The following is a 13,323-nucleotide window of genomic DNA, read 5'->3' as shown; positions in this document are numbered from 1 at the left end:
GCTACCCCGATCTACCAGCTGAACTACCCCGCCTCTACCTCTGACAGCTGCCCGATCCGCCCGGAGTGTCACCGGGCGGTGAGGGGAGCCGGACAGCCCGGCCCGCACCACCAGGAGGATCACGTGGACGACCACGACTACGACGAGATGAGCAATCTGGACGTGATGAGCGGCGAGGAGATCCGCGAGGACGACCAGCGGGCGGAGGCGATGCTCGACGCGGAGGACGAGGCGCGCTGGGCCGCCGAGGAGGCCGCTGCCGCCGAGGACGACTACGAGGACACCGAGCAGTTTGCCGGGCTCGCGGACAGCGAAATGCGGTGATGGGCAGTCAGACCGCCATCGAGACTACCGCCCGCGCCGTGCTGGAGTACGGCACCCGGAAGCCCGCACCGACCCGCACACGGTCGTGGACGCCATGGGCGCAGCGATCGACCTCGGCGCCACCCACGCCGACATCAGCACCGAGATGCGCCGGCAGCGCAAGACTGCCGAGGAACGCTGAGCAACACCCATGCACGACGAACGCCCCCGCCGCCACCCCCAGTGCCGCGGTGATGGTGGCTTCGGCAACCTACGCGGCTACCACCAACGGACGACAAGTTAACGGCCGGTAAAGCGGGGCGACGGAAACCAGCCACCCAGCGCCAATTGTCGGCCAATTACGGGCCTGCCTTGTAGACTTGCGGGCATGGGTGACAGTTTTGAACTGTGAGCCCGAACGACGAAGGACCCCACTCCGGCCAGAGCAGGGCCCCTCGTCGCAGTTCACGAGCCCGGTCGCCTATCAGCAGACCGGGCTCGCTGCGTTGCGCAGCTCCCGATCCCGACCGTTCTCATGGGTGGATCACTCAGCCGCGCTGAGTGAACTGCCCCACCAGGGCGATGATCGCCACCAGAATGCCCACCGCAGATAACCAGACCTGCGCCCTTTCGGCACCAGTCCACCGTCTGCGGGGCTTCTCCAGCTCGGAACTCAACCCCGGCCTCCCATCATCCAACCGGCGCCCTTGCGGTACCGGAAATCTGTGAACCCAGGCTTCGACCACCGGAGTTCAGGGGGATTCAGTTCGGCGGTGCAAGTCTACGTGTACGCGCCGACGGGCGCTCCACCCTTCAAGGCCGGCCCGCCGCGATAGCCACTGACCTGGCAAAACACCCCGGCCCTGAGGGCACCCAAAATGCAAATGCCGTTCGTGCCTCACCCGTCGAAAAGTGATGCTCTTCACTGAGCACGCGCTGACCTCGATCAGGATTTCGGTACCCGGGGCGCTTGCACTTCGGTGATCAATCCCGCATCCTGTCCCCAAGTCCGGCGTGCCCGGACACAGGCCCGCACACGATGCGGGCCTTTCGCATTCCCGGACACGGCACTCCGCCGGGCAGGATGATGGCCCCTCAGCACGTCATCCCAGGGGGGACCATGAACACCCGCACCACCTCGGCCGCTGTCACCGGAGCGCTGCTCCTTCTCACACTCGTCGGCTGTACCAGCACCCCGAGCAAGTCCGTGCCCGCCGCGAAGGCCCCGGCGAGCAGCCAGCCCGCCGCTGGCCTCACCGCGAAGACCGCCGCGGCCAGCCTCGCGGACGCGACCGGCGTCACGACGCTCGGCGACCCTCAGGACAACACCAGCGGCTGCTCCAACAAGGCCGCCGGGCAGGAGCCGAACGCGAACGACTGCGCCCAGCTCATCACCACCGACACCGTCAGCATCTACGAGTTCAAGTCCGCGGCGGTCGCCGCGACCTGGACCGCGAAGATGTCCAAGGTGGAGGGCACCGACTGGCGGCAGGTCGACCGGTTCGCCCTGTCGTGGGGCGCGCGGGACCAGGCGCTCACCTCCGACGAACGCCGCAGCGAACTGATGACGGCGCTCAAGGACCTGGTCGCCAAGGACAAGTAGGCCCCGGCCCGGCTGCGCCCGCGCGCGGCCGGGCCTCCGCACGCCCGGGGGTGACCGATGGCGAAGGCCAACCCGGTCACCGACGCTGAGCGCACCCGCATCCGCGAACTCCACGCGGAGGGCAAGGGCCGCAACGTCATCGCAAAGGAGCTCGGCCGGTCCGGCCGGACGATCAGCGAAGAAGCAGCCCGACTCGGCCTCTCCTTCGCCCGCGCGGCCGAGGTCAAGGCGGCCACGGAGGTGCGCCAGGCGGACCTGGCCGCGCTGCGGACACAGCTCGCCCTGGACCTGACGTACGACGCCATGAAGCTCCGCGCGCAGATGTGGAAGCCCACGATCGTCTACAGCTTCGGTGGTAAAGAGAACACCTACGAGGACCACCTCTTCGACGAGGCGCCGGCCGCCGAGAAACGTGCGCTCATGGGCACGGCCGGGATGGCCATCGACCGGTCGCTGAAGCTGTCCCCGCCCGCGACAGACACCGAGGGCCTGGCCGCCGTTGACGCCTGGCTCAAGTCGATGATGGGCGGCTGAGAGGGGGCTCGGTGCTCTCTCCCCTGGTCGGCAAGCAGCGCCAATCCGTCGCGCTGGCGACTGCTCGCGGGAACCTCTGGGAGGGCGCGGTCCGAAGCAGCAAGACCATCTCCTCGATCATGGTCTGGCTGCGGTACATCCGTACCGGCCCCCCGGGTGCGCTCCTCATGGTCGGCAAGACCGAGCGCACGCTGAAGCGCAACATCATCGACCCGATCATCGAGATGGTCGGGGTCAAGCGCTGCCAGTTCAAGTCCGGGGCCGGCGAGGTCGTCATCCTGGGACGAACGATCTACGTTGCCGGAGCCAACGACGAAAGGGCCGCCGACAAGATCAAGGGCATGACGCTCGCCGGGGCCTACCTGGACGAAGTCACGACCTTCCCCGAGTCGTTCTTCTCGATGCTCGGCACTCGCCTCAGCGTCGAGGACGCCCAGTGGTTCGGGACCACGAACCCTGAGGGACCGAACCACTGGCTCAAGAAGAAGTTCCTGGACAAGGCTCGTCTCCACCTGCGCCGTGACGGGACGGTCGTCAGGTCCACAGACCCGAAAGCCGTGGACATCCACCGCTTCAGCTTCAGCCTGGACGACAACCCGTATCTCCCGCCGGCCTACGTCGCCAACTTGAAGATCGAATATCAGGGCCTCTTCTACAAGCGGTTCGTGCTCGGCGAGTGGTGCCTGGCCGAGGGCATCGTCTACGACGCCTTCGACGAGACGAAGCACGTCGTCGACACGGTGCCGGACATCCGGCACTGGATGTGCGTGGGCCTGGACTACGGCACGATCAACCCCTTCAGCGCGCTGCTGATCGGCGTCGGGTCCAACGACCGGTTGTACGTCGCCTCCGAGTACCGGCACGACTCGCGCGCCGAGCGGCGCCAGCTGACAGACGCCCAGTACAGCCAGGGCGTACGGCAGTGGCTCGGCTCGTACCGGCACGGCGGGGACGAGGGAGTCCACCCGCAGTGGATTTTCGTCGACCCGAGCGCTGCCAGCTTCATGACGCAGCTCTGGAGCGACGGCGTCCAGGGCGTAGCGAAGGCCAACAACGACGTCAAGGACGGCATCCGCAGCGTCGGTGTCGCGATTGGCTCGGACCTCCTGTACGTCCACCGTTCCTGCAAGGGCCTGCTCGCCGAGCTCCCCTCGTACGCCTGGGACGAGAAGGCGGCGAAGGTCGGCGAGGACAAGCCGCTGAAGGTCGACGACCACTCGGTCGACGCCCTCCGGTACGGGCTGCACTCCACCGCGCACGAGTGGCGCCACCTGATCAAGCTCGACGACCTGGAGAAAGCAGCCTGATGACCGCCGAGATCACGCTTTCCGTCCGTGTCCGCGTCGGCGACATGCCGGAGACCCACATCGGGGACCTCACGCTCCCAGTGGTCGGCGAACGGATCGACCTGGCAACGCTTCGGCCCCAGCTGGCCGACTTCTACCGGGACGTAGCCGACGCACTGGACAACCCGCCCGACGACGAGGGAGACGAGAATGCCGCTCCCTGAGCGTGGGACCGCGTGGCCGCCGATCGACCCGGCGATCTGGTCCGACATGGAGACCTGGTCTGCCTGGTACTCCGCGAACCCCGACCGGCTGTCGTACCGATACCTCAACCGGCACCGTACGGGCGGGCGCTTCGGGCAGCCGCAGAACCGGCCCTCGCAGTACCGCGGCGGCCTCGTCGGCAGCGTGTCGCGGTTCTTCTGGGGCGAGCCGACACCGCTCGGTGAGAAGCGCGCCAACCTCCACATGCCGCTGGCGAAGGACATCGCGCGGACGAGCGCCGACCTACTCTTCAGCGAGCCGCCCACGCTCAAGGTCGCCAACAAGGCGACTCAGGCACGCCTCGAAGACCTCATGGCCACCGGCCTACGGAAGACGCTGCTCGCGGGCGGGCAGATCAGTGCGGCCCTGGGCGGGAAGTACTTGCGGATCGTCTGGGACGACGCACTCAGCGACCGCCCCTGGATCTCGCTGGTCCACGCGGACGGAGCAGCCCCCGAGTTCGCGCACGGCGACATGCTGCGGGCCGTCACGTTCTGGACCGTGATCTCCGTGGACGGGCAGAAGGTCGTCCGGCACCTGGAGCGCCACGAGCCCGGGGCCATCCTCCACGGTCTGTACGAGGGCACGCCCGAGAACCTCGGGAAGCCCATCGACCTCAGCGCCTTCCCCCAGACCAAGGGCTACCAGCCCGCCCGATCGCTGCCGATCGGCAAACGGCTCGCCGCGGTCTACATCCCCAACTCGGTGATCGCCCCGGACTGGCGGGACATCCCCGGCGCGGCCGGCCTTGGGGCCAGCGACTACCAGGGCGCTGAGCCCTTCCTCGGTGCGATCGACGAGACGTACACCTCCTGGATGCGAGACATCCGGCTCGCCAAGATGCGGATTCTGGTGCCGTCCGGCTACCTGTCCAACAACGGGCCAGGGCGCGGGGCGAGCTGGGAGGACCGCGAGGTCTACGCAGAGATGAATATCCCGCCGACCTCGGACACGCAGATCACGGCCAACCAGTTCGTCATCAGGCACGCCGAGCACAAGGCGACCATCGAGGAGCTGGTCTCCAAGGTGATCCGGAATGCGGGGTACTCGGGCGGGACCTTCGGTGACGACAGCGCGGGGCCAGCTGTTACGGCGACAGAGATCAAAGCTCGCACCGCCCGGTCCATGTCCACCCGCGCGTCCAAATCGGAGCTCGAAGCGGTGGGTACTGCGGACATCGTCGAGACCTTCCTCATCCTTGAAGCGTCGGGCATGTTCCCGGGCATCTCGCGCGTGGAGGTCGAGCGGCCTGACGTCCGGTTCGCCGACTCCGTCCAGGACGACATCAAGTCGCTCGCCGAGACTGCCGAGCTTCTGCGCCGCGCGGAGGCCGCCTCTACCGAGGTCCTCGTCGCCCTGGTCCACCCGGACTGGAACGAGGACGACCAGAAGGCCGAGGTCGAGCGGATCGCGAAGGCCTCCGGACGCAATGTCGAGGACCCTCTGGCCTTCGGTGCGGACCGACCGGCCTTCGGCGCCGAGGGCCGGTCCGACGCCGAGGAGTAGATGATGCCCGTCAGCCCCAACATGTCCGAGGACCTGGCGGCGGCTGTCTCTGTCTTGTACGAGGAGGCAGAGCTGGCGCTCATCGACCGGATCACCCGCGCGTTGGCAGAGGGCATCGACTCGCCTCTCTGGGCAGAGCTCAAGCTGGCGTCTCTCGGGAACCTGCGGTCGGCGGTCGAGGAGATCATCGCCATACTCCAGGTCGATGCGGCTTCCGCGATGCACGAGGCGCTCGCGGAGGCGTACGACCGTGGCCAGCAGGCTGCCATCGTCGAGCTCGGCGCGGTCGCCACGGGACCGGCGCTCGCTGCGGCGGCAGCACTTCCGTCCGCTCCGGCCGTCGATCGCCTCGCAGCCGCGCTCGTACGAGAGACTGGCCCTGTGCACCTCCGCATTCTCCGGGTGGCGGTCGATGTCTACCGGTCGGTGATCGCGGAGGCATCGGCGGCACCGCTGCTCGGTGCTGTGACGCGGCGCGAGGCTGCGGCGCGGGCGCTTGGGAAGTTCGCTGACAGAGGTATCACCGGCTTCGTGGACAGGGCCGGGCGCGCATGGAACATGACCTCGTACGTCGAGATGGCCACCCGCTCGGCTGTCGGACGTGCAGCCGTTGAAGCACATGTCGATCGGCTTGCGGCAGCGGGCATCGAGCTGGTCGTCGTAAGCGATGCGCCCGAGGAGTGCCCCCGGTGTGAACCGTGGGAGGGCAAGATTCTCACCCGCCAGGGCGCGGCCGGCGCGCGCACCATCGAGATGGAGCACGCAACTGAGGACGGCCAGACGGTGCACGTCGACGTCGCTGGGTCACTCGACGAAGCGCGGGCCGACGGCCTGTTGCATCCCAACTGCCGACACAACATTGCGATTTACCTTCCAGGCCTGACCAGGCGACGGGAGCCGACCCCCTCTCGCGCCTCGTACGAGGAGACGCAACATCAGCGGTACCTGGAGCGGCAGGTACGCGCGTGGAAGCGGAAAGCAGCCGGCGCGATGGACGACGACCGGAAGCAGGCAGCAAACACGAAGGTACGGGCCTACCAGGGCCGTATCCGCGCGCTCGTCGCGGAAACCGGCCTTCCCCGTAAGCGGCACCGGGAGCAGCTCAGCACAGCCCGTTAGGCGTGCTGGCGGTCGAACTGCTGGAGCTCAAACGGACTGCACCCGGCGCCTCCACATCGCGTGGCCGTGCTGGGCTGGAGAGCTTCTTCCACGCCGTCCCGGACGACAGCCGTGTACTTCTGCTCGACCGGGCCACCGCACCGGCGGCAGGCCTGAGCTGGGACTACCGGCAGCCACTTCGTGTTGATCGTCATGAGCGGACCGTACAGCGGGACTTCAGGGCGATGGGCTGCTTCCACTGACTTCGGTCCGCCGGGTGCGGGCCGGGAACACAGATCCGCCAGGAGCGGGTCACCTCTTAGGGCCGGCCGGGTGTCGGCCCTTCGCAGTATCCAGGCCCGCCAGGAGCGGACCATTCACACGCCCTGGAGGGCACCCATGAGCAAGAAGACCCTTGCCCGCCGCGGCTTCGCTGCGGGTGCTGGCTGGTCCCACCCCTACGGCCACAGCCCTTTCTCACCCGTCCTGTACGCGGACGGCGACGGCTCCGGATCCGGCAGCGGAGACGGCGGGAACGGTGACGACCAGGGCGCCGGAGACGGCGACGGAGGGGACGGCGACTCCGGCGGGACCGGAGACACGGGTGCAGGAAAGGGCCATAAGGACGGCGGCGCCGACGACAGCGCGGCCACGATCACCCGGCTGGAGAAGGAGCTCGCCGACGCCCGCAAGGACGCCGGGAAGGCCCGGACCGAGGCGAAGAAGCAGGCCGCCGACGACGCGGTCAAGGAGATCACGCAGAAGCTCGGCGAGGCCCTCGGCATCGTCAAGGGCGACAAGCCCCCGACCGCCGAGGACCTGACGAAGGCCCTCGCCGACCGGGACACCAAGCTCACCGAGCGGGACGCGGCTCTACGCGCAAAAAACATCGAGCTGGCCGTCTACGGGCGAGCGGAGAAGCACAAGGCGAAGGCCTCGGCGCTCCTCGACTCCCGCTCCTTCGTCGAATCGATCAGCACCCTCGACCCGACAGCCACCGGCTTCGGCAAGGCGCTGGACGACGCGATCGAGAAGGCCGTCAAGGCCAACCCCTCCTTCGCCGTCGCGGCCGCCGGCCGCTCTGGCGGTGACCTCTCCGGCGGCACCGGCGAGCAGGGCGCCAAGCGGTCCGGCTCTCTCGCCGGGGCGATCTCGAACCACTACGGAAACTGACCAGGAGTGACCCCATGCCCGTAACGCTCGCTCAGGCGCAGCTCAACACCCAGGCGGACATCGACTTCGCCGTCATCGACAACCTGCGGCGCAACAGCTGGCTGCTGAACAACTTCGTCTGGGACGACACCGTCACCCCGGGCACGGGCGGCGGCTCCCTCACCTACGGGTACACGCGGCTCCTGTCGCCCTCGAAGGCGTCGTTCCGCAAGTACAACCAGGAGTACGCGACCAGCGAGGCGAAGCGGGAGCGGAAGACCACCGAGCTGCACCCGCTCGGCGGAGCTTTCAACGTCGATCGCGTGCTCGCGAACCTCGGGCCGGCGGCCACCAACGAGATCATGTTCCAGATGGCGCAGAAGCTCACCTCGGTGCGCACCCGCTTCCAGCAGGAGCTGATCGCCGGGGACACCGCAGTCGACGAGGACGGCTTCGACGGCCTCGACAAGAGCCTCGTTGGCCAGTCGACCGAGTACCTGCCGATCAACGAGGGCATCTCGACCGGTTACCTCGACTGGTCCGCGGTGACCGTCAACAACCAGGACAAGGCGATGGCCGCCTTCGACGCCCTGGACGACTTCCTGTCGCGCATCATGGGCTCGCAGGTCGGCTCTGGCGACACCGGCGCCGACGGCAGCATCCCTGCCGGAGTCAAGGCCATCCTCGGCAACACCGTCTCCATCGCCCGCCTCAAGTCCCTGGCCCGGCGGGCGAGCCAGTTCACCGAGACCCAGGACAACCTGGGGACCCTGGTCGAGCGGTACGGCAACTGGGTCCTGGTCGACCTCGGCGACCGCGACGACGGAGCGGCCCCGATCATCCCGATCCGCTCGGCAGACACCGACGGCGCGGGCGGCGGCGGCGTCATCACCGGCCTCACCGACATCTACGCCGTCAGCATCGGCCTGGACGCGTTCCACGGTGCGGCGATGGCCGGCAAGCCGCTCGTCCAGACCTGGCTCCCGGACTTCACGGTCGCGGGCGCGGTCAAGACCGGCGAGGTCGAGATGGGCCCGGTCGGCGCGGTCCTCCGCAACACCAAGGCATGCGGCGTGCTCCGCAACGTGAAGGTGCGGTGACCATGACCAGGTACCAGATCGAGGCGCCCGTACGGTCGTTCAGCGGCGAGTCTGCCGGCGTCCAGTTTTCCAAGGGCACCGCGTATGTCACGGACGCGGACAAGCCCGGCCGCGCGGCGCTGGAGTACTTCCGGCGCCACGGCTACGGCGTCGCCGTGGCGGACGAGGCCACCGTTGAGGAGCGCGTCCAGGCGCTCGTCACCGGAGGCCAGGCCCCGGGCAGCACCATCCCGCCCGCTGCGCCGTATGACCCGGCCGAGCACAGCGTCGAGGACGTCCTCGCGCACCTCGCCGGGGTCGAGCACGACGACGCTGTCCGCATCCTCGACGCGGAGGCCGGGTCGAGGAAGCCCCGCGTCGGCATCACCAGCAAGCGCGACGAGATCCTCGCCGCCACTGCCCCCGTGGCTCCGGCCGGGGACGACTCGAAGGGACCGAAGGCATGACCGTCCTCGGCGCATACCGCGGCCTCGTCCGCGACGACCTCGGCTGGCTGAACTCGGCCGGCCGCCCCGACCCGGCGGAGACCTTCCACCGGGCCAACCTTCCGCGCGTCGGCCTCGACGACATCGCCGCAGGCGCATCCGGTGTCATGTGCTCCGTCGCCCTGTACCTCCAGGACGGCGACCTGATCTCCAACCTCACGTTCATCAGCGGGGGTACCGCCGGTGCCACGCTGACCAACCAGTTCGCCGCCCTGTACAGCCGGACCGGGACGCTGCTGGCGCAGTCCGTGGACAAGACCAGCGAAGCGTGGGCGGCCGACGCGGCCAAGACGTTCGCGCTGGCGGCCCCTCAGCGGATCGCGAAGGGCGGCATCTACTACGCGGCGCTCGCCGTCGCGGCATCCACCGTCCCCACGCTGGTCGGCTCGGGCGGCGCGAAGCCCTTCCTCACCGGGGAGGGCAACCTCGCGCAGACCTCGGGCTCCAGCCTCACCGCAACGGCCCCGGCCACGATCGTGAGCCCGACCTACAAGCGGGCCGTCCCGCTCGTCATCGCGACCTGAGGAGGATCGGATGCCACTCACCAGCGCGCTCGCCATCTCGGGCAGCGCAGAACTCACCGTCGCCTCTGGCCTGTCCACTGTGCGGGCGCCGGTCACGGTCGCGCGCAGCGTCGCGCTCACGTCGGGTACCAGTGCTGGCAAGGCGGACCGGGTCTACTCGGGCCGCCGGACGCTGGCCGCATCCGGCACGGAGGATCTGGACCTTGCCGGCGTGCTGCTGGACGCCTTCGGAACGGCGATCACGTTCGCTCGGGTCAAGGGCTTGGTCATCACCGCGGCAACGGCGAACGTCAACAACGTCGTCGTCGGCGCGGCAAGCAGCAACCCCTGGGCGACGGCCCTGTCGGCGACGGGAACGATCACGCTCCGGCCGGGTGCGGCGGTGGCGCTGATGGCCGGTGCGGCGGACGCCACGGCGTACGGCGTGACAGCGTCGACCGGTGACCTGCTGAAGATCGCCAACTCCGGGGCAGGCAGCACGGTCTCGTACGACATCGTCATCATCGGCGCGTCTGCCTGACCCCCTCGGCGGGGAAGGCCCGCGCCTTCCCCGCCCCCCCCCTCAGACCCTCCCCCTGGTGGTGGGACGGATGGCCGCACTGCGGTGCGGCTCGGTGGTGGAGGCGGCGCCCGGCTGGTGACCGAGCGCCGCCGCACCCCCTGACCTCGCGGACGGAGAGCCCATGCCCGTAGCCGGCGCCCAGACCACCGCGACCCTCGCGGTCCCCACCCACGACGGCACCACGGCCGTCTCCCTCACCCTGACCAGCCCCACCGGTGCGGTATCCACACCCGTACCCACACCTGTGGACGGCGGGTCCACCTGGACCGCGCCAGTGACGTACTCGGTGGCCGGCGTGTGGCGGCTGTCCTGGACGGTGACCGGCACCGGGGCAACCAGCGAGCACCAACTCGTGTCCGCCGCCCCGCTCCCGGGCGCGCCCGGGGACGGCCGGGTGTACGCGACCACGACCGACCTCGCGGCCTACCTGAGTGCCGCTCCGCCGGTGGAAGCCGGGCGGCTCCTGGAGCGCGCATCCGAACTGCTCGACTCCGACTTCCTGTTGACGGCGATCTACGACGTGGACGACGCCGGGCGGCCGACGCACCCGCTCGTCGCGTCCGGGTTCCGCGACGCGGTGTGCGCGCAGGTGGAGTTCTGGGGCGAGGTAGGCGAGGAGACCGACATCTCCGGGCCGCTCCAGGGCGCGCAGATCGGAAGCGTCAACTTGCAGTTCGGCACCGGTGCCGACCGCACCAGCCCGTCCTACTACGCACCGAAACTGCTCAGGGCGCTCCGGAGCATCCCCTCCGAGCACATCCAGTTCACGGTTCTGGCGGGCTGCTGATGGCCGCGATCCCGCGCCGCTTCCTCCGGCACCGCATCGTCGTCGAGCCGTACCTCGGCCGGTCCAGCACCGGGGATCTGTACGGACCCGCGGTCGAGGTGCGGTGCCTCCTCGACGAGAAGACCCGGAACGTGCGCACGCCGGGCGGCGACGTCGTGGTGTCGTCGTCGACCGCGTACGCCTACCCCGGCACGAAGGCCCCGCCGAAGAGCCGCGTGACGCTCCCGGACGGCCGGAAAACCAAGGTCATCCAGGACGCGCCCCGGGACAGCGGCGGCCTCGGTACCCCGGACCACGTAGAGATTCAGCTCGAATAGGGGGCCTCCGATGCCGCGCTACACCCTGCGCCTCGACCTGCCCCAGGTCGAATCAGCCCTCCGGCCCGCAGCCGCGCGAGGGGCCTACCTCGCCGCCGAGTACGTCCTCGGCGAGTCCCAGGCCGTCGTGCCGCTGGACGAGGCCGCGTTGTCCCGCTCGGGGACGGCGTCGGTCGACGAGGCTTCGCTGACGGGCGCGGTCTCGTACGACAGCCCGTACGCCGTGGTGCAGCACGAGCGGCTCGACTTCCGGCACGCGCCGGGGCGGCAGGCGAAGTACCTGGAGCAGCCGCTCAACGCGGCTCGCCGGCAGGTCGCCGCGATCGTCGCCGCCGAGCTCCGGCGGGCGATGCGATGACGTACACCGTCGACGTGGTCGAAGGGCTCGCCGAGCTGCTGACCGCCGAAGCCCTCGGCGTCTACCGGCCGACCGGGCTGATCAAGCCCGACGAGACCCCGATCGTCCTCGGCCCCATGCCCGAGGAGCCCGCCCGCGTCTACGTCCTCACCCCGTATCCGGTGGAGGACACCGGCACCACGGACGCGATCACAGCCGTGCAGATCCGGTACCGCGCCGGTCCCGACCTCCGCGAGGTGTGGGACATGGCCGACGCCGCGTTCCGCCTCCTGCACGAGCGGCGGTCCTACCGGCTCCGCGACGTCTACGTGGCCCTGTCCTGGCGTGAGTCCGCCGGGGCCATGGGCCAGGACACCCACGGTCGGCAGGAGCTGACCAGCGCCTTTTACTTCCGGACCACCAGGCCGGGCCCCTTCCTGAACGAGTAGGAGCAGCACATGTCCACACCCACGGAGCAGACCGCGCTCGCCCGCCGGTGGCGCACCCAGATCAACATGGCGGCCGTCGGCGACACCCCGGACTGGCAGACCCTCATGGGGGTCACCGACTTCAAGCCCCCGGCACCGGACCCGAACATCGAGGACAGCTCGGACTACGAGTCGGGCGGCTGGAACGGGAACACGAAGACGGCCCAGGGCTGGGAGTTGTCCTTCAAGATCAACCGGAAGGTCAACGACGGCGTCAAGGTCTACCACCCCACCCACGAGAAGCTTCGCCAGGCGGCGTGGGCCTTCGGGAGCGGGTCCGTAGCTCACCTGCGGTGGTTCGACCGCGAGGGCTTCCCCGAGGCGTACGAGGGCAAGGGCATCGTGAAGTGGGAGGCGTCCGGCGGCGAACACACGGCCCTGGAACAGGTCGACATCACGATCACCGGCGACGGAGCCCTGCTCCTCATCGACAACCCGCTCGCCTGATGGGCGGGTTCGAGGCGCTGGACGCCTTCCTCGACGACGTCCTGGAGCTCCCGGTCGAGGGCCGGGACGGGACGACGCGTACGTACCGGATCGAGGACCCGTCCGCCGAGGACGGGCTCAAGGTCGAGCGCATCACGACCCTCGCGGCCCGGCTGGTCGCGGGCGGCGCCGCGCCGACCGACCCCGGCCTGGACGACCAGGAGGAGATCGACCTCTACCGGCTCTGCCTCGGCGACACCTACGAGGTGCTGGCCGCCGAGGTGTCCTGGAGCCGTTTCAAGCACACGGCGCTCACGGCGATGATGTGGATCACCGCTGACCGGGAGACCGCCGAGCAGTACTGGGCGTCGGGCGCAGGCCTGGGAAAAGCGCCGAATCGCGCGGCACGCAGGCAGCAGGGCGAGCGCGGCTCCTCGGCAAAGGCTGCGGCGACTACGACCCGGAAACGGGCCTCTACGAGTGGTACGAAGGCGGCGTCCCGGCCCAGAAAGACCAAGGCCACGGCACCGGACCAGAGCTGACCTGGCACA

General features: G+C 69.3%; 18 protein-coding genes. All 18 read left to right on the top strand.

Annotated elements, in window-relative coordinates; genetic code table 11:
- Positions 1–123: 123 nt before the first annotated feature.
- The 18 genes from ACFWEP_RS06255 to ACFWEP_RS06170 all read left to right on the top strand — a co-directional run bounded on the left by ACFWEP_RS06255 (position 124) and on the right by ACFWEP_RS06170 (position 13,314).
- Complete coding sequence (locus ACFWEP_RS06255) at positions 124–324, top strand: hypothetical protein (protein WP_387366354.1); 201 nt, start codon at positions 124–126, stop codon at positions 322–324.
- A gap of 1,099 nt (positions 325–1,423) precedes the next feature.
- Positions 1,424–1,906 carry a hypothetical protein gene (locus tag ACFWEP_RS06250; protein ID WP_387366351.1) on the top strand — a complete coding sequence of 161 codons (483 nt, stop codon included), beginning with the start codon at positions 1,424–1,426 and terminating at the stop codon, positions 1,904–1,906.
- A 57-nt stretch (positions 1,907–1,963) separates the two neighbouring features.
- Positions 1,964–2,440 carry a helix-turn-helix domain-containing protein gene (locus tag ACFWEP_RS06245; protein WP_387366348.1) on the top strand — a complete coding sequence of 159 codons (477 nt, stop codon included), beginning with the start codon at positions 1,964–1,966 and terminating at the stop codon, positions 2,438–2,440.
- Between the two features lie 11 nt (positions 2,441–2,451).
- Positions 2,452–3,747, top strand: a complete 1,296-nt coding sequence (locus ACFWEP_RS06240) for a PBSX family phage terminase large subunit (RefSeq protein ID WP_387366345.1) — start codon at positions 2,452–2,454, stop codon at positions 3,745–3,747.
- Positions 3,747–3,950, top strand: a complete 204-nt coding sequence (locus ACFWEP_RS06235) for a hypothetical protein (RefSeq protein WP_387366342.1) — start codon at positions 3,747–3,749, stop codon at positions 3,948–3,950. Before ACFWEP_RS06240 ends, ACFWEP_RS06235 begins: the two co-directional genes overlap by 1 nt.
- The gene (locus tag ACFWEP_RS06230) at positions 3,937–5,496 is read left to right on the top strand and encodes a capsid protein (protein WP_387366339.1); all 1,560 of its coding nucleotides are present in this window, start codon (positions 3,937–3,939) and stop codon (positions 5,494–5,496) included. The genes ACFWEP_RS06235 and ACFWEP_RS06230 overlap by 14 nt, the downstream gene beginning before the upstream one ends.
- Positions 5,497–6,615, top strand: coding sequence for a phage minor capsid protein (locus ACFWEP_RS06225; protein WP_387366336.1), 1,119 nt, complete (start codon positions 5,497–5,499; stop codon positions 6,613–6,615).
- Positions 6,616–6,993: 378 nt separating this feature from the next.
- The gene (locus ACFWEP_RS06220) at positions 6,994–7,767 is read left to right on the top strand and encodes a hypothetical protein (protein WP_387366333.1); all 774 of its coding nucleotides are present in this window, start codon (positions 6,994–6,996) and stop codon (positions 7,765–7,767) included.
- Positions 7,768–7,781: 14 nt separating this feature from the next.
- Complete coding sequence (locus tag ACFWEP_RS06215; RefSeq protein ID WP_387366330.1) at positions 7,782–8,846, top strand: major capsid protein; 1,065 nt, start codon at positions 7,782–7,784, stop codon at positions 8,844–8,846.
- Between the two features lie 2 nt (positions 8,847–8,848).
- Entirely contained in the window at positions 8,849–9,292 is a 444-nt protein-coding gene (locus ACFWEP_RS06210) for a hypothetical protein (RefSeq protein WP_387366327.1), read from the top strand.
- On the top strand, positions 9,289–9,855 hold the full coding sequence (locus ACFWEP_RS06205; protein WP_387366324.1) for a hypothetical protein: 567 nt from the start codon (positions 9,289–9,291) through the stop codon (positions 9,853–9,855). Before ACFWEP_RS06210 ends, ACFWEP_RS06205 begins: the two co-directional genes overlap by 4 nt.
- Positions 9,856–9,865: 10 nt before the next feature.
- Positions 9,866–10,375, top strand: a complete 510-nt coding sequence (locus ACFWEP_RS06200; RefSeq protein ID WP_387366321.1) for a hypothetical protein — start codon at positions 9,866–9,868, stop codon at positions 10,373–10,375.
- A gap of 163 nt (positions 10,376–10,538) precedes the next feature.
- The gene (locus tag ACFWEP_RS06195) at positions 10,539–11,204 is read left to right on the top strand and encodes a hypothetical protein (protein ID WP_387366318.1); all 666 of its coding nucleotides are present in this window, start codon (positions 10,539–10,541) and stop codon (positions 11,202–11,204) included.
- Entirely contained in the window at positions 11,204–11,521 is a 318-nt protein-coding gene (locus tag ACFWEP_RS06190; protein WP_387366315.1) for a hypothetical protein, read from the top strand. The genes ACFWEP_RS06195 and ACFWEP_RS06190 overlap by 1 nt, the downstream gene beginning before the upstream one ends.
- A 10-nt stretch (positions 11,522–11,531) precedes the next feature.
- Complete coding sequence (locus tag ACFWEP_RS06185) at positions 11,532–11,879, top strand: hypothetical protein (RefSeq protein WP_387366313.1); 348 nt, start codon at positions 11,532–11,534, stop codon at positions 11,877–11,879.
- Positions 11,876–12,307, top strand: a complete 432-nt coding sequence (locus tag ACFWEP_RS06180) for a minor capsid protein (RefSeq protein WP_387366310.1) — start codon at positions 11,876–11,878, stop codon at positions 12,305–12,307. Before ACFWEP_RS06185 ends, ACFWEP_RS06180 begins: the two co-directional genes overlap by 4 nt.
- 9 nt (positions 12,308–12,316) lie before the next feature.
- Positions 12,317–12,793 (top strand): phage tail tube protein, encoded by a 477-nt coding sequence (locus ACFWEP_RS06175; protein ID WP_387366307.1) that lies wholly within the window; start codon positions 12,317–12,319, stop codon positions 12,791–12,793.
- Complete coding sequence (locus tag ACFWEP_RS06170) at positions 12,793–13,314, top strand: hypothetical protein (RefSeq protein WP_387366304.1); 522 nt, start codon at positions 12,793–12,795, stop codon at positions 13,312–13,314. The genes ACFWEP_RS06175 and ACFWEP_RS06170 overlap by 1 nt, the downstream gene beginning before the upstream one ends.
- Positions 13,315–13,323 lie beyond the last annotated feature (9 nt).

This window comes from Streptomyces sp. NPDC060198 (assembly GCF_042728415.1).
Lineage (GTDB): Bacteria > Actinomycetota > Actinomycetes > Streptomycetales > Streptomycetaceae > Streptomyces.
This window is presented reverse-complemented; position numbering and strand designations above follow the sequence as displayed.

Coding starts and splice junctions, on each gene's coding strand:
- ACFWEP_RS06250 (WP_387366351.1), top strand. CDS start 1,424: ATGAACACCCGCACCACCTCGGCCGCTGTCACCGGAGCGCTGCTCCTT.
- ACFWEP_RS06245 (WP_387366348.1), top strand. CDS start 1,964: ATGGCGAAGGCCAACCCGGTCACCGACGCTGAGCGCACCCGCATCCGC.
- ACFWEP_RS06235 (WP_387366342.1), top strand. CDS start 3,747: ATGACCGCCGAGATCACGCTTTCCGTCCGTGTCCGCGTCGGCGACATG.
- ACFWEP_RS06230 (WP_387366339.1), top strand. CDS start 3,937: ATGCCGCTCCCTGAGCGTGGGACCGCGTGGCCGCCGATCGACCCGGCG.
- ACFWEP_RS06225 (WP_387366336.1), top strand. CDS start 5,497: ATGATGCCCGTCAGCCCCAACATGTCCGAGGACCTGGCGGCGGCTGTC.
- ACFWEP_RS06220 (WP_387366333.1), top strand. CDS start 6,994: ATGAGCAAGAAGACCCTTGCCCGCCGCGGCTTCGCTGCGGGTGCTGGC.
- ACFWEP_RS06215 (WP_387366330.1), top strand. CDS start 7,782: ATGCCCGTAACGCTCGCTCAGGCGCAGCTCAACACCCAGGCGGACATC.
- ACFWEP_RS06210 (WP_387366327.1), top strand. CDS start 8,849: ATGACCAGGTACCAGATCGAGGCGCCCGTACGGTCGTTCAGCGGCGAG.
- ACFWEP_RS06205 (WP_387366324.1), top strand. CDS start 9,289: ATGACCGTCCTCGGCGCATACCGCGGCCTCGTCCGCGACGACCTCGGC.
- ACFWEP_RS06200 (WP_387366321.1), top strand. CDS start 9,866: ATGCCACTCACCAGCGCGCTCGCCATCTCGGGCAGCGCAGAACTCACC.
- ACFWEP_RS06195 (WP_387366318.1), top strand. CDS start 10,539: ATGCCCGTAGCCGGCGCCCAGACCACCGCGACCCTCGCGGTCCCCACC.
- ACFWEP_RS06190 (WP_387366315.1), top strand. CDS start 11,204: ATGGCCGCGATCCCGCGCCGCTTCCTCCGGCACCGCATCGTCGTCGAG.
- ACFWEP_RS06185 (WP_387366313.1), top strand. CDS start 11,532: ATGCCGCGCTACACCCTGCGCCTCGACCTGCCCCAGGTCGAATCAGCC.
- ACFWEP_RS06180 (WP_387366310.1), top strand. CDS start 11,876: ATGACGTACACCGTCGACGTGGTCGAAGGGCTCGCCGAGCTGCTGACC.
- ACFWEP_RS06175 (WP_387366307.1), top strand. CDS start 12,317: ATGTCCACACCCACGGAGCAGACCGCGCTCGCCCGCCGGTGGCGCACC.
- ACFWEP_RS06170 (WP_387366304.1), top strand. CDS start 12,793: ATGGGCGGGTTCGAGGCGCTGGACGCCTTCCTCGACGACGTCCTGGAG.